This is a genomic window from Methanosarcina baltica (assembly GCF_055394095.1).
On sequence record NZ_AP042463.1, the window covers coordinates 2,002,139 to 2,020,624 of the forward strand.

Below are 18,486 nucleotides of genomic sequence, written 5' to 3' on the forward strand. Positions count from 1 at the left end.
GTAACTCTGCAAAGATTCCATCCACTACTTTTTTATTTTTTTTTACTAATCGCTCTTAGGGCAAGTTGTTAATATTATTCAACAAATATCCGGAATGCCGTCTTAAGCCTTTTTTTCCTTTTGTTTCTTCTCCGGTTGGCCCCACCCACCTGTTTTATTTAATCAACATTTACAAAAAACATATAAGCGAAGCTTGCACAATTTCTATCGGAGTGATGTGGGCATCAGTTATAAAAAAGTGCACCTGAATCTGGAGTTCATATGGATATTAAAATTAAAGCTGCAATTATATCGACAGTATACTCTATTCTTGGCCCATTGATAGGCGTACCTTTAGCCTGGGCCCCAGGGGGGCATGGGATGGGTGGGCTTCTGACAAAACTGGTTTTTGTGCTTGTTTTCCCTCCTACCCTCACTTATAGTAAACTGAATTCCTGGCTGGCGTTTGAAAGTTATTACGACCCGACAACGGGCATGTCAGGGATCAGTAACGGGGGGTATGAAGGTCTGATTGCAAATGGAATCCTGTGGTTAATAATAGGGTTTCTGGGAGGGATGTTATATGAAAGGCGATAAATTTGTCATATTTTCAATCTCATTAATAATTTTGTTCAGCATTTTACCGGTGTCAGCTGTAAACTCAAACGAAGAAACAAACGCAAATGAAGAAAGTTTGAATGGGATAATCACTTTTAAATTCGGAGGTTCCGGGGACAATTTAGTTCAAAGTTCAGCCGAATCCGAAATCTCGGAGTTCTTCCCGGTCCACGTAAAAATCGTTGATTTTGACAATGAAGAGGTCTGCTGGGAAAAAACGATTGAAGAAAGTGAAGACTTCGACGTTTTTATTGAACCCGACAGGTACAAAGTCTATGCTAAATTTTCCAACAAGAAGTCCACAATAGAATACAACAACAAAGGAATCGGGTATGAAGTTGAAGCAGGAAAAGGGCTTGTATTATATGTTAATACCCAGAACAAAGATGTATTTTCCGATGCTCCCTGGCGCGTAAGTCCCGGTGAAACTGACATCTCCATATTATTATGCATTGTGGATGCAAATTATTTTGATTATGACCTGGATTCTGTGAAAGTGTATCTGGATATTGACAGGGACGGGGTAGAAAATGATGCCAGTGACCGTTTGCTCCTCGAAAAACAGTATGATATAACCGTGGAAAATAAACTGTATAACCTTTATGAATATGGGGAATTGTACGATATAATTTCCCTTCCAGTTTCCGGCACGGACAGGAACGGAAATCCTTACAATTTAAAGGATATAAGCGGGAAAGTGTACCTTCATATTAAATTTGAAGAAAACGGCGGCCTCTTCGATCCGGACTGGGACGCCCATGATAATTTGAGAATTGAATTAAGCGACTATTCCCTCCCTACCATCCGGAACTGGTATGCCGGGGATACTCACTACCATTCAAGTTATACCGATAACCTGGCTGAATCGGGAGGGCCGATTGAAGCAACGGCCCTGGTGGGAAAAGAAATCGGTCTCAGCTGGGTCACAATAACGGACCATTCTTTTGACCTGGATTCCGATCCTTCCGGGTCAGATTCAAGAAATGAAGCTGGAAAATGGGCTTATTTAACAGGGGAGTGCAGGGACTACTCCAATCCGGAATTTCTCTGTATTCTGGGAGAAGAAATCTCGGTTGTGAGCGAGGAAGGAAAGTACATCCATTTACTGGCCTATAACATATCAAGCCCGATCAAAGGAGAAGGGGCAAATGGAGACCTGCTTGGAGGAAGTGAGAAAAATACGGATAGCAATGGGGATGGGAAAGACGATATAGCCGTTACCTTCAATGCAGTCGATGTAATGGAAAATATTAGGGTGTTGGGGGGGCTCAGTTATGCGGCTCATCCCTTCGATTGTGCAAACTCTATTCTTAACAGGGGCTTCTGGACTCTGGGGGACATTGAAAATTCGGATCTTACAGGCCTTGAAATCTGGAATGAAGCCGATAAAACGGCTGAACTGGATGTGGGGCTGGAAGTGTGGAAAAACCTTTTGCTAAGCGGAAGAAAAATCTTTATTCTGGCTGGTAGCGACGCTCACGGAGATTTTAACCATAAGGAATCCCTTATCGAATCTAGCTGGGAAACCGCTTTTGGAAAAGTGAGGACCTATATTTATTCAGATTCTCTTTCGAAAGAGGGGGTTCTGGAAGCTTTAAGAAACGGAAACAGTATTTTGACCGAGGGCCCGGTCCTTGTCTTTGATGTCGAAGGAAGAGGGATCGGAAACACCCTGACTATTACCGAAAACGAAGAGCTTACCATAAACATTACAGGAGCATCGTGCCCTGACCTGGGCGAAGAAATTAATTATACTCTGTATCTATTCAGCTACCTCTGTTTCTAACTTATATTTCGTATAAACTCAACAATTACTTTTTTCATATAGATTAATATAAAAATCATCGGATTTTGGAATGAGGTTTATGAAATGTGAAGAGATTCTTACTCAATGCCGTTCAGACCCTGAATCCATTGTTTCATATATTGAGGATCTTGAGTCTCGGTATGAAGATCTTGGATCTCGGTATGAAGATCTTGGATCTCGACACGAAGAGCTTGAATCTCGGTATGAAGATCTTGGATCTCGACACGAAGAGCTTGAATCTCGATATGAAAATCTTGAATCCGAAAACACCGAACTTCGAGAAAGACTTAATGAGTTAGAATCTCGCCTAAAAAAGAATAACCAAAACCAAAAAAGAAATCGACTTCCCTCTACTAACAATTCTACTGATAAAATACCTCAATCAAAAGGTTCACAAAAAGGAAGTTTTAGACGTCCTGGCGGCCAAAAAGGGCATCCTGGTTCTACATTAAGGATGATTAAAAATCCTGATAAAACAATCATTTATAAGCTACATAAATGTGAACATTGTGGTTGTAACATTGAGAAGATTGAAGTTATAAATTACGAGAAGAGACAAGAATTTGAAATAATTGTAAGGCGTAAAGTGACCGAACATCGTGCTGAGATCAAAAAATGTCCTTATTGTAACCGCAAAAACAAAGCTGCTTTTCCGAAATCAATTACAAAACCTGTCCAATATGGCAATATGGTTTTAACAATTGCAATTTACCTCCGAAACTACCAATTGATTCCCTATGACCGAATCAAGAAATTATTTAAAGATGCCTTTGGATTTGATATAAGCGTTGGTACAATAATTAGGGCAGAAAATAAGTTATTTCACAAGTTGAAAGGTGCTACAAACCACATCAAGAAGCAACTGATAAAAGAAAATGTCATCCATGGTGATGAAACTGGAATCGACGTTGGTGGTCAAGGGGAATACTGCCATTTAATCTCTACAAAAAAATATACATACTATTTCCATAATAGGAGTCGAGGATCAAAAGCAATGAATAAAATGGGAGTGTTGCCTAAATATAGAGGAATTATAGTCCACGATTTCTGGAAACCCTATTTTAAATACAAATGTGAACATGCGGCATGTAATGTCCACATTCAAAGAGAACTTAAAGACATTTATAACATATTCAAGCAAGTGTGGGCTGAGGAGATGTCTGATCTCCTATATGAAATTAAAAAATGCGCAGACTTTGCCAGAAAACAGGGCATACAAATAGATGAAGATACGCTCAAGACCTTTAAAGAAAAGTATCAGTCAATACTAATGAAAGGATTTGAGGACAATCCTCCACCTGAAATCTCGAAAGACAATGGGGTTAAAAGAGGAAGAAAAGCGCAGAGCGATGCAAAAAATCTCCTTGATAGACTTTCAAAGTATGAAAAAGAAATCTTGAGGTTTGCTACGGATCTAAGAGTTCCTTTCAGTAACAACCAAGCAGAAAGAGATCTCAGAATGATAACAGTTCAGCAAAAAATATCGGGAGATTTTAGGAAACCCCATGGAGCAGATGTTTTCTTTAGAATTAGGGGATACATATCTACACTAATAAAGAATAATATACCTACTATAAGTTCACTTCATGCGGCGATTGAAAATGTGCCACCCTTACCCTGAATAGATACTATACTCTTTACTACGGGCCCACCGGCGGGATTGAAAGGGTGCTTCTCTCTAACAGTTTTGACGCCTATCCTCAAAACTCTCAGCTTAAATCCGTGAAGCTCAATTCATCAGGTTATCTGAGAATAGAGGCTTATTCTTCCGGGGATGGCCGGGTTTATAGAGCCTACACCAATCCCATATGGGTCTCGACAAACGTATCAAAAACCCTCTCCGTTGATGATGATTCGGGGGCTGATTATGTTTTAATACAGGATGCTGTGGCCAATGCAAATCCCGGAGATACAATTATGGTTTATCCCGGGACTTATGTCGAAAATGTAGATTTGAACAAAGAACTGACCCTGGTCTCAGTTTCCGGAATACCGGATGATACTCTTGTTCAGGCTGCCGATCCCGGAGCTCATGTCTTTAACGTCAGGGCCGACAAAGTGTTAATCGCTGGCTTTAAAGTAGAAGGTGGACTCAGTGGAATATATCTCAACAAAACTCATGAGTGTAATATCAGCAATAACGATTTGTTAAATAACACAGCCGGAATCTGGCTTGAATCTTCAAGTAATAATGAACTGAGCTGCAACAGAGCAAACCGAAATTATTTGCACGGCATATATATGAACGATTCCGGGTACAACATAATCATCAATAACATCTTCAACAATACTAATAATACTTATTTTGAAGGCTTATGTCCCAGAAACTTCTGGAACACGACAAAGACTGCCGGAACCAATATAATAGGTGGCCTCTACCTCGGCGGCAATTTATGGGAAAAACCTGACGGGACAGGTTTTAGCCAGACCCACCCCGATTCTGATGGGGATGGTATCTGCGAAGCTTATTACGAGCTTGGGGGAGGAAACATCGATTACTTCCCGCTTGCCAGGCCCCGCTTTGTTGACTGGAACCCCTGGGACAACCCTGACTCCGACGGAGGAGTTGCAGTTACAACTTCGGAACTTCAGGAAGCTGTCTACTGCTGGCAGAATAACGAGCCTGCTCCAGAAACAGGGGCCGAGATCAGCACAGAGAAGCTTCAGGAAGTGATTTTCCTCTGGCTTGAAAGTTGAGATCAGAATTTTATAAAGGTTCTATCTCCAACTCATCACTTTTTTTAATTTTTACCTTGACTTCTCTTTTCAAAAGCATCACACCCCTTACATTTGAACAAATCAAAAAAATTATATAGGCCAACTCCTTATTTTTTTATAGACTTTTCGTATTGAATTGGACATGTTGGCTATTACATTGGTATTTATACAACTTTTTGGAAGTGTGGCGATGAAATATCTTAAAATTCTTAAATTCTCTACAATTTTTTTCTTATTGATCCTGTGTGCGGGCAAAGGGGCTGCATCGGACATTTATGTCAGTCCCGGTGAATCAATCCAGGCCGCAATAGACGGGGCCTCTTCGGGGGATACGATTATTGTAAGGCCCGGGACATACTCCGGAAGCCTTTCAGTAAACGTGGAAAATCTGACAATAAAGTCGGAATCCGAAAATCCGGATGATACCATTGTTGGGGCATTTTCTGTAAATGCTGATTATGTAAAAATTAATGGTTTTAACATAAACGGCTGGAATAAAGGCATTTATCTTAACCAGATTGAGAACTGTGTCATTGAAAACAATAATTTACGGGACAATGATTGGGGAATCTACCTGTATTGCAGCGACTTCAACACATTGAACGACAACCTTGCGGATTCAAATGACTATGGAATCTATCTGGACCATTCAAACCACAACATCCTGATCAATAGCAGTGCAAACAATAATGATGCCTTCGGCAGCTATGTAAGTGAAGGGTATGGAATCTCCCTTTATCAATCTGACAATAACAGAATTATTAATAACGAGGCGAACTTTAACAGCCCACACGGCATTAAACTGTCTTTGTCCGATAATAATGAATTTGTTAATAACAGTGCAAATTCAAATGAAGGAGGAAGTATTGCCGGTGTCACATCAGGTTACGGAATTCACCTGGATAGCTCTAATAACAACAGATTAATCAGTAACACAGCAAATGAGAACCGTAACTACGGTATTTATTTAGAACACTCAAGCTGTAATACTTTTGCAGGCAATAACATAAGTTTTAATGAGAATTACGGGATTGGCCTGTTCACTTTTAGCAGTGAGAACCGTATATTTCTGAACGACTTTATAAATAACTATTATTATAATGTTAAATACTCAGGCAACAATATCTGGAATACAAGCGAAGCGCTTAATTACACATATAATGGGAACGACTACAATAGTTACCTTGGAAACCATTATTCTGGAAGCACTCTCTCTCCTTATTTCGGTAGCGACTCAAACGGAGATGGGGTTGGAGATTCTCCATTTGAAGATAGGGACCATTATCCGATCATGGCTTCGGTGGTCCGGTACGTGATTACCGATGTGCCTTCCATTTCTAATTTCAATGCAAACCTCACTTCAGGGCTTGCCCCCCTTACCGTCCGTTTCACCGACGAGTCCCTGGGCAAAACCTTCTGGTGTTTCTGGGCCAGCGAAGAAGCCTCTGAAATTGAGTCCTGGGCCTGGGACTTTGGGGGCGGGGACACTTCCACACTTCAAAACCCCACACATACCTACAGTGAACCCGGGGTTTACACTGTCAGCCTGAAAGTGAGCAGTCCATATGACTCAGACATAGAAACAAAGACGGAATACATTTGGATCCTCGGACCTGATGCCAGACCGGTGAAAAATCTCAACTCGAAAAAAACTTTTCTGACCATCCAGGCGGCCATTGACGATCCCGTGACTCTGGACGGGCATACTCTTGTTGTGGGACCGGGGACTTATACGGAAAATATAGATGTAAGCAAAAGCCTGACCATTGTTTCGGAATCTGAAAATCCCTCCGATACCGTTGTGCAGGCTGCCAATTCTTCAGACCATGTTTTTGAAGTAAGTGAATATTCCGTGCTTATCAAAGGGTTCAATATAAAGGGAGCTAGTGGGGATAAGCAGGCTGGAATCCATCTGAGTGGAGTTGAAAACTGCAGTATTGAAAACAATGAATTATCGGAAAACTGGTATGGAATTTCCCTTGAAAGTTCTGCAAACAATACTTTGATGAATAACAGAGCAAATTCGAACTCTGATGATGGTATCTATTTGAATTATTCCAACGGCAACTTCCTGGTGGATAATATCGCAAGTTTAAACTTCAACGAGGGCATCTTTCTGGACCATTCCAGCCATAACGTTCTGGATAACAACACGGCAAGTTTCAGTAAATCTTATTACGGTATCTGGTTGAATTATTGCAGTGACAACATCCTGAACAATAATGCAGCAAATTCAAACCCTTATGGTTTTGTCCTTTATTATGCAGACAACAACATTCTGAACAGTAATGTGGCAAATTCAAACATGGACGGTTTTTTTATAAAATATTCAAACAGTAATATACTGAGCGGGAATACAGCTTCCAATAATAGCCGTTATGGAAACTTTATGATGTATTCTTATTCCAACCTTGTAAACAAGAACATAGCTTCGTACAACGGTTATGGGATCTTTTTAAAACATGCCAATAACAACAGGATTTTCCTGAATGATTATATAGGTAACAATGATGAAAATGTTGAGGTCGATATAGGTTCCAATCTCTGGATTTCCTCCAAACCACTTAGATACAGCTATGAAGGTAATGTCCACACCGGTTATCTTGGAAACCATTATTCCGACTATTCCGGCAGTGACTCCAACGGGGATGGAATCGGGTCTCAATCTTATTCCGTAGATTGGGATGAAAATGACCGGTACCCTCTGGTTGCATCGGCAGGTCAGTATACCATTATCCCTAAATCCCCCCCGGTTTCGGATTTTAAAGCAAATGTCATTTCAGGCATTGTTCCTTTTTCCGTCCGGTTTGAAGACCTGAGCCTGAACAACCCTACTTCCTGGTTCTGGGACTTTGACGGAGACAATGTTACGGACTCTACAGAGCAAAACCCTATGCATACCTATGCCTCGGCAGGAAACTATACGGTTTCTCTGAATGTGAGCAATGGGTACGGATGGGATATAAGCTCAAAACCAGCTTACATAACTGTTAGTTCCGTTGACTGGAACCCCTGGGACGACTCCGGGTCAGAGGGCGAAATCGCAGTTACGACCGCAGAACTCCAGGAGGCCGTCCATTGCTGGTTGAATGATGAAAACGCACCTGGAACAGGGGCTGAAATCAACACGGGGAGGCTTCAGGAAATAATTTCCTTCTGGCTTGAAAATTGAGGGTAGAGGTCTTGAAAACCCTTTTCCATAAATTTTTCTATTTTTAAAATAAAAAGAACCCTCGTAGGTGGTTCTGGTAGACCATCCAGAGCCCTACGAAAATTATCACAATCCCCGCACCCTTTTTAATTGCGGTGTCATAGTGCGAAATTGTCCTGAGTTTTGTGGAGGAGAGATGGGCAGAATATGCTAGCAGGAGCATGGGGACCGCAAATCCCATGGAGTAGATAAAAAGCATAAAGGCCCCGTATCCTGCGTTTCCTTTCAGGGCCACGAGGGTCAGGATCGAAGCCAGGATGGGGCCCACGCAGGGAAGCCAGGCAATCCCCAGGGATATTCCAAGCAGGAGGCCGGCTGTAACCCCTTTTCCCTTCATTCCTGTAAGGAGGGGAAAGCCCGCAAGGGCATTGAAAAGGTTGAGCTCAAGGAGTATTGCCATCCCCATTATGAGGATCATCCCTTCGGCAAGGACCTTCAGGTAAGCTATGTATTCCATAAAAACCGCCCCGAAAGCCGAACTGAGGACGCCCATACCGGTAAAGGAAATCGAAATCCCCAGGACTATGGCAAGGGGCCTCAATTTACCGGTTTCCGTGGAAGAGGCGAGTACAACCGGTAGCAGGGGCAGGATGCAGGGGGAAAGGACACTTATCAACCCTGCTCCGAAAGCTGCGAGGGGGGTCATTGATTCGGGAAACATGTGAGTTCTCTTTATGGTTTCTTTTCTCAGGATTCTTTCTCAGGTTTCTTTCTCAGATTCCTTCTCAGGGTCAAACTTTTTATTCAGTTTTTTCTTCTTTCCATGCGACAGCCTGCTCAAGCACGCTTTCAAACATTTCTTTTTCCCTCAGTCCGAGAATACGGGCCTGGAACCTGTCTTTTGTAACGTTTCCGTCCGGCCCCATGTAAAGATATTTCCCATCCTCAAGGCCCACGATTACACAGGAATCGGGAATGCCAGATACCCCAAAATACGAGGCAAGGTGCCGGCTATTGTCCACATCTATTGACATAACCGTGGCTCTTCCTTCGTATTTGATTGACATTTCAGCCATGATAGGCTTCATAGCCTTGCAGGGGCCACACCATTCGGCTCCCAGTTTCAGGAAAACCGGGCCTTCCTGAAGGGCCTCGTTTATCTGGTCCAGGTCTGTGACCTCAACCACGGTGGAATCTTCAATAATAGGGGAGTTTTCGTTTTCTTCCACGCAGCCGGCCGTAAGAAGTGAGGCTGTAATCAGAAATATAAGTGAGACAATTATTTTTGTATTTCTTTCCATTGTTTTCCTTTCCTTCTCAAAAAATGGATGATGAAATATGGGGGCCTGAAAATACCTTGCTTTACTTTTATTTGGTTTCCGGGTTTAAGTTATTTTTTCATGTATTTAATAATTTTATATGTACGGCCGGGCGGCTAGCTTTCTTTTCCGTTCTGCCGCCTGGATGAGAGCTTCCCCCTGAACATATTTACTGAAGATGTTTCCCTGTCCAGTGGGTTTGAGGGGGTGACTGGAAAATCTTTATACATCTGTGGCTACAATATTCAGGGTATGAAAACCTATCGTGGAATCCTTCTTGATATCGTTTCCAGGCGCAAGTTTCGGGGAGAAATCAGCGTTGAAAACGGAATGATTGTAAGGGTTGAAGAAAAACCCAACTCCGAAAATCACTACATCCTGCCGGGCCTGGTCGATGCGCATGTGCATATAGAAAGTTCCATGACCGTGCCCTCGGCTTTTGCCCGGATGGCGGTCGCCCACGGGACGGTTGCGGTTGTAAGCGACCCTCACGAGATTGCCAATGTGATGGGCGAAGAGGGTATAGATTACATGCTTGAGGATGCCCGAAAAGTCCCCTTGAAGATTTATTTCGGGGTCCCTTCCTGCGTGCCGGCAACGCCCTTCGAGTCAGCCGGGGCCGTTCTGGACGCCGGGGCCGTGGACAGGCTGCTTGCCAGAAAGGACCTGCATTACCTTTCCGAAATGATGAATTTTCCGGGAGTAATCAACGGGGACCCGGAGGTCACGGCCAAACTTGAATCGGCCAAAAAGTACGGCAAAGTGGTGGACGGACACGCCCCGGGCCTGCGTGGAGAAGCCCTCAAAAAATATGTAAGCGCCGGGATTTCCACGGACCATGAAGCTTATTCCTATGAGGAGGCTGTCGAGAAAATAAAACTCGGTATGAAAATCCAGGTCCGGGAAGGAAGTGCCGCTAAAAATTTTGAAGCCCTGTACAGCTTAATCGATGAGTTTCCGGATTCGGTCATGCTCTGCACTGACGATTCCCACCCCGATACCCTGATTTACGAGGGACATATCGATAAACTGATCAGGATGGGCCTGGAAAAGGGTCTTGACCTTTTTAACCTGCTCCGGGCCTCGGTGCTCAATCCCATGGAGCATTACGGGCTTAATGTGGGGCTGCTGCGGGAAGGAGACCCCGCCGATTTTATCGTGGTGGAAGACCTGGAGTCCTTCCGGGTTTTGAGCACGTTTATTGACGGAGAATGTGTTTATGACCAGGGAGATGTTCTTTTCCAGCCGGAAAAAAGCCTGGCAGTAAATGTCTTTTGCAGGGACATAATTTCGGTTTCCGATGTCAGGCTAAAGCTGCGGCCGGGCGAAGGAGCCGGTGAGGAGGCCGGGGGTCAGACTGTGGAAAAGCCCGGAAAAATCAGGGTGATCGTTGCCGGAGACGGAGAACTGGTGACCGGCCAGGAACTTGTAAGGCCAAAAGTGGAAAATGGCAGGCTGGTTTCGGACCCGGTGCGGGATATCCTTAAGCTGGTCGTCCTGAGCAGGTATAAAAACGATCCTGTTCAAATCGGTTTTATCAGGAACATAGGTCTGAAAAAAGGGGCAATAGCAAGCAGTATAGCCCATGATAGCCATAACATCATTGCCGTGGGAGTGAGCGATGAGGATATCGTTTCGGCGGTAAACAGGCTGGTAGAAAACAGGGGAGGAATCGTTGTGGGAGCCGGTGATGAATTTTTGGACCTTCCGCTTGAGGTGGCGGGGCTTATGAGTACCCGGAGCGGGGAAGAGGTCGCGGCCCGGTACCGGATGCTCAATGAAGAGGCAAAAAAACTGGGAACTTCCCTCAGGTCTCCGTTTATGACCCTCTCCTTTATGTCCCTCCTGGTAATCCCGGAGCTGAAACTGGGGGATCTAGGCCTCTTTGATGTGGGAAAATTCGAATTTGTGGACCTTCTTGTGCCGGAATAAGTTCCGGCCATTAATTTTTTCAAAAAAGTTCTGGAACTATGATGTATAAATATATTCAAAAGTTCCTGTGAAAAGTTCTGGAAATAACCCTGTAGAAAAAAATAGATAAGGAAAAGAGCTTCCTTTTCCTTTCAGAGTATCTTTTCCACGGCATTGACAACGAGGTCGAAGTTTTTCTGCCATTCCGAATTGTGTTCGAGGCCCTGCATGATTGTGCCTTTGTCTTCCATTTCTGCCACTTTCGGCTCGATGGGAAGTTTTGCGAGTACCGGGATGTCGAAGTCCCCTGAAGCTTTCTCCACTCCTCCTTCTCCAAAGACATTTATCAGTTCCCCGCAGTGGGGGCAGACCAGACCGTTCATGTTGTCTACAAGTCCGATGATAGGTATGTTGAGTTTACTTGAGAAGTTTATGGACTTGCGGACGCTGATGAGGGCCACGTCCTGAGGGGTGGTTACAAGGATCGAGCCATCGCATGTGGGGATGAGCTGGGCGACACTTAAGGGCTCGTCTCCGGTTCCGGGAGGCAGGTCAATGATAAGGAAGTCGAGTTCTCCCCAGTACACCTCTTCCAGGAACTGTTTGATTGCTCCCATCTTGGCAGGTCCCCTCCAGATAACCGGAGAGTCCTTATTTTCCAGCAAAAAGCCAATGGACATGACAGCAAGGTTCGGAAGGGTCTGGACTGGTATGATTCCCCTTTCATCGACTTTTGGCTTTTCCGATTCGACCCCGAAGATGGTAGGGATGGTCGGGCCATGGATATCACAGTCAAGCAGCCCTACTTTGTATCCGTGCAGGGCCAGCCCGGCGGCCAGGTTTGCGGCAACTGTGCTCTTTCCGACCCCACCTTTTCCGCTCATGACCATGATCTTGCGCTTGATGCGCCGGAGGTTGACGATGATTTTGGGCTCTTCGGGCTTCTTTGATAAACTTTCCAGTGGTTGAACCTGATCTGTCATTTTTTATCACCTGTTTTAATTTTTATATGTGTTTTGCAGTCCGGTCTGAAGTCTCCAGTCCGGGAGTTTCTACTTTTCGGGCCCATCGTTTTTTTTTGAAGTTTATGGGTCCGGGTTTCTTCAAGCCTCTTCAGAGCCGGCCCCATTCTTACGGAAACGAGGCTTTCCGGGACACCCAGTGGCTCCGATATCCTCTGTATTTTCGGTATGGATATAGTTGCCGCCCTTAATCTCTATAGCTTTTCCTGTGCTCAGGGCCAGAGCGATCTTCATACGGGCAGCCTTTAGGTCTTCCCAGAAGGCTCTTCTTGAGATCCCCATCCGGACTGCGGCGTCTTCCTGCCGCAGGCCTTCAAGGTCTACAAGTCGGATAGTTTCCAGCTCTTCGATGGTAAGGGACACTACTTCCAGGTCCGAGAGGGGCATTCCCCTGGGCTTAAAGTACGTGATGTCAGGCGTGAACTCCACACGTCTCGGGCATTTTGGTCTTCCCCTGCATTTCTTCATGGTAATTACTTATGTACATTGTAGAGTAAATATATAAACATTCCTCCTTTTTAGTAGAAAACTATTTATATTTTCGCGCAAATGTGTGAAATGGCATACTTTAATATTCAGGATTCTTTAAAATTCACTTCTTTACTTACCTTGAAATTATAACTGGTGATTATCAAATGAAAATCTGTGTAACATCCACGGGAGCAGGGCCGGATTCTGAAGTTGACCCACGTTTTGGAAGGTGCGGCTACTTCGTAATCCTGGACTCTGAGTCCGGTGCGATTGAGTCTATTGAGAATAGAAGTGCAGGTGCTTCCGGTGGGGCAGGAATCCAGGCCGCGCAGACTGTCGCAAAAGCAGGTATTGATATCCTGCTTACGGGTGGTGTAGGACCAAACGCTTTTGCCGTTCTCTCTGAGGCCGGAATTGATGTGAAAATCGGGTCTTCCGGCAGCGTCTCTAATGCTATAAAACAGTATGAGGAAGGCAAACTCCAGGCTATCAGCAGCCCGAATTCAGCACCTCATGCCGGTATGGGTGCCGGACAGAGTGCCGGACAGAGTGCCGGAAGAGGACAGGGTCGTGGGCAGGGTCGTGGAAAGTAAGACATCCCGGAGACCCTCTCCCCGGTTGCGGGGCTGAGCTAAACTCCTTATATATTCCGAATGGTTTACATTCTTTACTATTAAATATTATTAGATTATAAATAAACCTATTAAAAAGTTATTATAAAATGTTGAAATTTAAGGTGATTTGAATGAAAGTATGTGTTCCTACAAAAGATGAAAACGGCCTTGATGGGCTGGTTGAACAGCACTTCGGAAAAGCCCCTACTTACACTATCCTGGACACCGAAAGCAAGGAAGTTTCTGTAATCCCAAACACCAGCGAGCACCTTGGAGGAGTCGGTCTGCCTCCTGAATATCTCCACCAGAACGGGATTTCCATCATGCTCTGTGCAGGCCTTGGGTTCAAGGCAGTACAGATGTTTGAAAACTTCGGGATCGAGGTTTTTGTGGGAATCGGGGGTACGGCCAGGGAAGCCTTTGCTGACTGGGAAGCCGGAAAGCTCCAGAAAGCAACGGCTGACAACTCCTGTGCCGACCACGGACACCAGCACTGAGCCGTTTCTCTCCACTAAAATTACGATGAAAAATTTCCTCCTCTGAATAAGCCCCCAGCGGATACAAAAAAAGGACCCCCAGATGACTATAGAGGAAAACCTGAAAACCGGAGTTGAAGCATCCAGGAATGCTACCCTGGCGCTTGCCCTTCTAGCCTTCCTTAAAGGGGTAGTCGGGTTCTACTCCGGAAGTTCAGCGCTGCTTGCGGACGCCGTCCACACAGGGCTGGACATTTTCACCTCTCTAGCGGTCTGGGTCGGGCTGAAGGTCAGCCTGAAAAGCAGCGGGGGCAAATTTCCTTACGGTTACTACAAAGCTGAAAACCTTGTAGCTCTCTTCGTTTCTCTCTTAATCCTCTTCTCAGGTTTTGAAATCCTGAAAATGGGTTTTGCAGGCATAAAAGCTGAAGTGGCGGGTGCCTCCTCCTCTACGGGGATTGAGTTTCAGGGCCTAACCCTCGCAACGGCTGTTTTTTCGGCGCTTTCGGTCTACGCCCTTTCCGTTTACAAAAAAAAGGTGGGCACAGATATCAATTCCCAGGCCCTGCTTGCGGACGCCAGGCATTCCTATACGGACGTTTTTGCGTCCCTTGTGGTGGTCGTGGCCGTCCTGGGTTCCTGGCTGGGAGTTTCGGAACTTGATTCTTTCGGGGTTATTGTTATTTCCGCCCTGATTTTCAAACTGGGAATCGAATGCGCAAAGGATGCAGTGCTTACCCTTATGGATGCCTGGCTGGACGAGGAGTCCGCCGAAAGAATCCGGAAAAATATCCGGGCCATTCCCGGAATTCTGAAGCTAGAAGACCTGAAACTCCGGAAATCAGGGCTTGTGGTCTTCGGGGAGGCTACGGTGGAAATCGATGGGGAAGCCGACTTGAAAAAGGTTGAGCTCCTTACCCCGAAGATAAAAGCTGCTGTGAAGAAAGAAGTCAAAAATCTCGAACACCTGGTAATAGATGCAAGGCCCGGGAAAAGGCTGTCTTTCAAGCTATCAGTGCCGGTCCTTGATAATTCCGGGCTCCAGACACGGCTTTCGGGTCATCTTGGAAGGGCGCCTTATTTTTTCTTTGCTGTCCTTGAAGCCGGACGGGTCCGGGAATGGGAAATTCTTGAAAACCCTTCTCAGGATCTTGACCGGAAACGAGGAGTAAAGGCTGTGGATTTCCTGGTAAGTGAAAGGGCCAATGTTCTTGTCGTGCAGGACGTGGGTGAAGGTCCCTTCCACATGCTCAGAGACAATTTCGTCAGGATTTTCCGGATTCCGGATGAGGCCAGAACAGCCGAGGACATACTTGGAAAAGTTTTGGAACTGGAAGAAATTACGGGGCCTACGGAATAATATTACGAAGCCTACAGAATAACATTACGAGGCCTACGGAATAATTAAACCATCCTGATATTAAATTTTTATGAGTTGACTTGTATGAAAATTGCAATTGCGAGCGGGAAAGGGGGAACCGGGAAGACAACGCTTTCCGTAAACCTTGCCCTTGCGCTCTCCGATGTACAGCTTTTTGATTGTGATGTGGAAGAGCCTAATTGTTCCATTTTCCTGGACTGTGAGCCGGAATTCCTTGAAGATGTAAATTGTCTGGTTCCGGTAATCGATTCTGAAAAATGTTCCCTTTGCGGACAGTGTTCGGAGTTCTGCCGCTACAATGCCCTTGCTGCTCTGCCTTCTAAAGTGATGGTTTTCCCTTCCCTCTGCCACGGCTGCGGGGGTTGCACTTTGATCTGTCCTGAAGGGGCAGTCCGGGAAGAGCCTCGAAGGATCGGGGTTATTGAAAAAGCGGTTTTAGGGAAAGTTGTGTCTGATAAAACCATATCCGAAGAAACCGGTGGGATAGAAGATGCCGGAGATGCCGGCAGGGTATTTGAGGGTGGAGAAGGCTGTGAGACTCTCGATATCGAGTTTTACAGGGGACTTCTGGACATAGGCGAGGTAATGGCACCCTCGATTATAAAAGCCCTCCAGGCCCACATCGATGAGGCGAAAACTGCAATAATAGACTCTCCACCGGGGACCGCCTGTCCGGTCATCGCGTCCGTGGAAAACATGGACTACTGTATCCTGGTGACCGAGTCCACGCCTTTTGGTTTCCATGACCTGAAGCTTGCGATAGACGTTGTGAGGCAGATGAAAGTCCCATTCGGGGTGGTCATCAACCGCCACGGACTCGGGGACGCAAGGGTAGAAAAGTACTGTCTGGCCGAAGGAATCCCTGTGCTCCTCAAGATTCCAAACGACCGTAAAATCGCAAAGCTCTATTCCGAAGGCATTCCCTTTGTTGAGGAAATGCCGGAGTGGAAGGAGAGGTTCCGGGAAATGTTTGAAACGATAAAGACTCAGGTGGGTATGGGGGCTATGGCATGAAACAGCTTACCATTATCAGTGGAAAAGGAGGGACGGGAAAGACCACGCTTACCGCGGCTTTTGCCTCTCTTGCGAAAAACGCCGTCTTTGCGGACTGTGATGTGGACGCGGCTGATATGCACCTGATCCTGAAGCCCGAGGTCCTGAAAACCGAAGACTTCTGCGGGCTGGATGTCGCGGCAATTGACAAAGAACTCTGTATCGAATGCGGAAAATGCAGGGACCATTGCCGTTACGGGGCTATTACGGAAGTTTCGGGATCTTTTAAAATCGATCCTTTAAGTTGTGAGGGCTGTGCGGTCTGCACCCTTGTCTGCCCCGAAGGGGCTGTTTCCATGCAGACAAGGGTTTCAGGACAGGCCTTCTTCTCCGAGACCCGTTTCGGGCCCATGGCGCACGCAAGGCTTGGCATAGGGGAAGAAGCAAGCGGGAAACTGGTAAGTGAAGTCCGGGAAAACGCGAAAAGCCTTGCTGAAAAGCATGGTAGAGAACTGATCATAATTGACGGTCCACCCGGTACGGGTTGTCCGGTAATCGCCGCGATTACGGGCACGGATCTTGTCCTTGTGGTCAGCGAACCCACGCTCTCGGGCCTCCATGACCTGAAGCGGGTAATTGAGCTTGCCAAACATTTCAGGATTCAGGCAGCGGTTTGTATTAACAAATACGATATAAACGAGGAAAACACCCGGCTTATCGAGGATTTCTGCGAGGGTGAGGACATTCCGGTGCTTGGCAGGCTTCCATATGATGACGTTGCCACAAGGGCAATGATCTGGGAAGAAACTGTGATCGAATATGCCAAAGATAACATACTTGCCGAGAAGCTGAGGCTTGTCTGGGGGATGTTGCTCCGCTTGCTGGAAATCGGGCCTAAAACGGAAACCCCGAAAAAAGTTCTGGACATGAAAAAATTTTAAATCCGGGTTAAGATTGGAGAAGTTCGAAAGTTACATAATAGAATAGATGATTATCAATTGTAGTAACAATTCACTAAAAAACATAATATTCGGATAATTCGGAAATCCTGATTCAAAGAAACCATAATATTCAAAGAAGTTCAAATTAAACAAAATACAAAATTCGCGAGGAAGCAAGATGGACTATGCTGAAATATCAGAGAAACTGGTTGAGTACCTGGACCTCAAATACGAACCCGTTGCGGTGAAAGTGCTCAAGAAAGGAGAAGCGATTCCCGAGGGCTATTCCGAACCTGAAAAGAACATCAGGCACTGCCAGTCGATAATGAGGGCCAGGAAAGGGGAATCTTTAGTAATTCCGGCTGCGAAACACGCCTGTGTGGTGGGCGGGTCAAGCCTTGGGCTGATTCCCACTCCCCCGAAAGTTACTTCCGGGGAATTCCACGCCAACCTCAAGATGTTTGACAATGCGGAAGCAGCCGCCGAAATGATTGCAAAACGCCCGGCCTTCGAACCAGAAAGCAGGATCGCAACCCTTGTCAGCCCCCTGAAGGACGCAAAATTCGAACCCGATGTCGTGATCCTTGTAGACCGGCCAGAGACCGTTTACTGGATCATCCCGGCAAGCACCTACTATGGGGGCGGCAGGGTAAACTTCAGTTCCGCGGCTTTCCAGGCCACCTGCGCCGACTCCACGATCATTCCGATCCTTACAGGAGAAATTAACCTGTCCCTTGGCTGCTACGGCTGCAGAAGGTCCACCGACATTGAAAAAGATGAAATGCTTATGGGAATTCCCTTCGGTAGGCTTGAGAGTATCGTCACAGCCCTTGAAAAGATCCACGCCGGACCCATGGCAAAGGCAAGATAAAAACAATTTCTTTCAATTTTTCATTTTTTCACTTTTTTTTCCATACTCTTTTTCCACTTATTTTTCTCCATACTCCTTTTTCCACATCTTTCCTCACTTCAGACTTTTTTAATTTTATTATGACCTTAAGGTTATGGAAACGTTTAATACTTCCAAGTTTCGTTATAAAATAATACTAAAGTTATGTTTCCATTCTAAAAAATATGGGGAGAAA

The 18,486-nt window shown here is 45.5% G+C and carries 16 protein-coding genes; 12 read left to right on the plus strand and 4 right to left on the minus strand.

Going from position 1 to position 18,486, the window contains the following annotated elements:
* The first annotated feature begins 360 nt into the window (after positions 1 to 360).
* From ACZ5QV_RS08650 to ACZ5QV_RS08670, 5 genes are all read left to right on the plus strand, one after another.
* Positions 361 to 576 carry a hypothetical protein gene (locus ACZ5QV_RS08650; RefSeq protein ID WP_464599442.1) on the plus strand — a complete coding sequence of 72 codons (216 nt, stop codon included), beginning with the start codon at positions 361 to 363 and terminating at the stop codon, positions 574 to 576.
* On the plus strand, positions 563 to 2,383 hold the full coding sequence (locus tag ACZ5QV_RS08655; protein WP_464599443.1) for a CehA/McbA family metallohydrolase: 1,821 nt from the start codon (positions 563 to 565) through the stop codon (positions 2,381 to 2,383). The genes ACZ5QV_RS08650 and ACZ5QV_RS08655 overlap by 14 nt, the downstream gene beginning before the upstream one ends.
* A 79-nt stretch (positions 2,384 to 2,462) precedes the next feature.
* Positions 2,463 to 4,025: an IS66 family transposase gene (gene tnpC / locus ACZ5QV_RS08660; protein ID WP_464599444.1), complete on the plus strand. Its 1,563-nt coding sequence runs from the start codon at positions 2,463 to 2,465 to the stop codon at positions 4,023 to 4,025.
* A gap of 47 nt (positions 4,026 to 4,072) precedes the next feature.
* The gene (locus ACZ5QV_RS08665) at positions 4,073 to 5,101 is read left to right on the plus strand and encodes a right-handed parallel beta-helix repeat-containing protein (RefSeq protein ID WP_464599445.1); all 1,029 of its coding nucleotides are present in this window, start codon (positions 4,073 to 4,075) and stop codon (positions 5,099 to 5,101) included.
* Positions 5,102 to 5,312: 211 nt separating this feature from the next.
* Entirely contained in the window at positions 5,313 to 8,294 is a 2,982-nt protein-coding gene (locus ACZ5QV_RS08670) for a NosD domain-containing protein (RefSeq protein ID WP_464599446.1), read from the plus strand.
* Between the two features lie 43 nt (positions 8,295 to 8,337).
* On the opposite strand, the gene ACZ5QV_RS08675 is transcribed toward ACZ5QV_RS08670, so the two are convergent.
* Positions 8,338 to 8,994 (minus strand): cytochrome c biogenesis CcdA family protein, encoded by a 657-nt coding sequence (locus ACZ5QV_RS08675; RefSeq protein ID WP_464599447.1) that lies wholly within the window; start codon positions 8,992 to 8,994, stop codon positions 8,338 to 8,340.
* 79 nt (positions 8,995 to 9,073) lie between these two features.
* Positions 9,074 to 9,574 carry a thioredoxin family protein gene (locus ACZ5QV_RS08680; protein WP_464599448.1) on the minus strand — a complete coding sequence of 167 codons (501 nt, stop codon included), beginning with the start codon at positions 9,572 to 9,574 and terminating at the stop codon, positions 9,074 to 9,076.
* Between the two features lie 270 nt (positions 9,575 to 9,844).
* On the opposite strand from ACZ5QV_RS08680, the gene ade reads away from it, so the two are divergent.
* Positions 9,845 to 11,524: an adenine deaminase gene (gene ade / locus ACZ5QV_RS08685; protein ID WP_464599449.1), complete on the plus strand. Its 1,680-nt coding sequence runs from the start codon at positions 9,845 to 9,847 to the stop codon at positions 11,522 to 11,524.
* Between the two features lie 131 nt (positions 11,525 to 11,655).
* Here the strand turns inward: ade and ACZ5QV_RS08690 are convergent, their stop codons facing one another.
* Entirely contained in the window at positions 11,656 to 12,486 is an 831-nt protein-coding gene (locus tag ACZ5QV_RS08690) for a P-loop NTPase (RefSeq protein ID WP_464599450.1), read from the minus strand.
* A 120-nt stretch (positions 12,487 to 12,606) separates the two neighbouring features.
* Complete coding sequence (locus ACZ5QV_RS08695) at positions 12,607 to 12,993, minus strand: DUF134 domain-containing protein (RefSeq protein ID WP_464599451.1); 387 nt, start codon at positions 12,991 to 12,993, stop codon at positions 12,607 to 12,609.
* Between the two features lie 167 nt (positions 12,994 to 13,160).
* Between ACZ5QV_RS08695 and ACZ5QV_RS08700 the strand changes: the two genes are divergently transcribed.
* From ACZ5QV_RS08700 to ACZ5QV_RS08725, 6 genes are all read left to right on the plus strand, one after another.
* Positions 13,161 to 13,589, plus strand: coding sequence for a NifB/NifX family molybdenum-iron cluster-binding protein (locus ACZ5QV_RS08700; RefSeq protein ID WP_464599452.1), 429 nt, complete (start codon positions 13,161 to 13,163; stop codon positions 13,587 to 13,589).
* Between the two features lie 152 nt (positions 13,590 to 13,741).
* On the plus strand, positions 13,742 to 14,107 hold the full coding sequence (locus ACZ5QV_RS08705) for a NifB/NifX family molybdenum-iron cluster-binding protein (protein ID WP_464599453.1): 366 nt from the start codon (positions 13,742 to 13,744) through the stop codon (positions 14,105 to 14,107).
* Between the two features lie 82 nt (positions 14,108 to 14,189).
* Positions 14,190 to 15,446 (plus strand): cation diffusion facilitator family transporter, encoded by a 1,257-nt coding sequence (locus ACZ5QV_RS08710; RefSeq protein ID WP_464599454.1) that lies wholly within the window; start codon positions 14,190 to 14,192, stop codon positions 15,444 to 15,446.
* A gap of 84 nt (positions 15,447 to 15,530) precedes the next feature.
* Positions 15,531 to 16,481, plus strand: a complete 951-nt coding sequence (locus ACZ5QV_RS08715) for an ATP-binding protein (RefSeq protein WP_464599455.1) — start codon at positions 15,531 to 15,533, stop codon at positions 16,479 to 16,481.
* Positions 16,478 to 17,401 carry an ATP-binding protein gene (locus tag ACZ5QV_RS08720; RefSeq protein ID WP_464599456.1) on the plus strand — a complete coding sequence of 308 codons (924 nt, stop codon included), beginning with the start codon at positions 16,478 to 16,480 and terminating at the stop codon, positions 17,399 to 17,401. The genes ACZ5QV_RS08715 and ACZ5QV_RS08720 overlap by 4 nt, the downstream gene beginning before the upstream one ends.
* Positions 17,402 to 17,579: 178 nt before the next feature.
* Positions 17,580 to 18,272, plus strand: coding sequence for a DUF169 domain-containing protein (locus ACZ5QV_RS08725; RefSeq protein WP_464599457.1), 693 nt, complete (start codon positions 17,580 to 17,582; stop codon positions 18,270 to 18,272).
* The last annotated feature ends 214 nt before the right edge of the window (positions 18,273 to 18,486 follow it).

Excerpts from the sequence above, each read along its gene's own strand:
- ACZ5QV_RS08670 (WP_464599446.1), top strand. The coding sequence starts at position 5,313 with ATGAAATATCTTAAAATTCTTAAATTCTCTACAATTTTTTTCTTATTG.
- ACZ5QV_RS08655 (WP_464599443.1), top strand. The coding sequence starts at position 563 with ATGAAAGGCGATAAATTTGTCATATTTTCAATCTCATTAATAATTTTG.
- ACZ5QV_RS08700 (WP_464599452.1), top strand. The coding sequence starts at position 13,161 with ATGAAAATCTGTGTAACATCCACGGGAGCAGGGCCGGATTCTGAAGTT.
- ACZ5QV_RS08675 (WP_464599447.1), bottom strand. The coding sequence starts at position 8,994 with ATGTTTCCCGAATCAATGACCCCCCTCGCAGCTTTCGGAGCAGGGTTG.
- tnpC (WP_464599444.1), top strand. The coding sequence starts at position 2,463 with ATGAAATGTGAAGAGATTCTTACTCAATGCCGTTCAGACCCTGAATCC.
- ACZ5QV_RS08705 (WP_464599453.1), top strand. The coding sequence starts at position 13,742 with ATGAAAGTATGTGTTCCTACAAAAGATGAAAACGGCCTTGATGGGCTG.
- ACZ5QV_RS08680 (WP_464599448.1), bottom strand. The coding sequence starts at position 9,574 with ATGGAAAGAAATACAAAAATAATTGTCTCACTTATATTTCTGATTACA.
- ACZ5QV_RS08710 (WP_464599454.1), top strand. The coding sequence starts at position 14,190 with ATGACTATAGAGGAAAACCTGAAAACCGGAGTTGAAGCATCCAGGAAT.
- ACZ5QV_RS08720 (WP_464599456.1), top strand. The coding sequence starts at position 16,478 with ATGAAACAGCTTACCATTATCAGTGGAAAAGGAGGGACGGGAAAGACC.
- ACZ5QV_RS08690 (WP_464599450.1), bottom strand. The coding sequence starts at position 12,486 with ATGACAGATCAGGTTCAACCACTGGAAAGTTTATCAAAGAAGCCCGAA.
- ACZ5QV_RS08650 (WP_464599442.1), top strand. The coding sequence starts at position 361 with ATGGGTGGGCTTCTGACAAAACTGGTTTTTGTGCTTGTTTTCCCTCCT.
- ACZ5QV_RS08725 (WP_464599457.1), top strand. The coding sequence starts at position 17,580 with ATGGACTATGCTGAAATATCAGAGAAACTGGTTGAGTACCTGGACCTC.
- ACZ5QV_RS08715 (WP_464599455.1), top strand. The coding sequence starts at position 15,531 with ATGAAAATTGCAATTGCGAGCGGGAAAGGGGGAACCGGGAAGACAACG.
- ade (WP_464599449.1), top strand. The coding sequence starts at position 9,845 with ATGAAAACCTATCGTGGAATCCTTCTTGATATCGTTTCCAGGCGCAAG.
- ACZ5QV_RS08695 (WP_464599451.1), bottom strand. The coding sequence starts at position 12,993 with ATGAAGAAATGCAGGGGAAGACCAAAATGCCCGAGACGTGTGGAGTTC.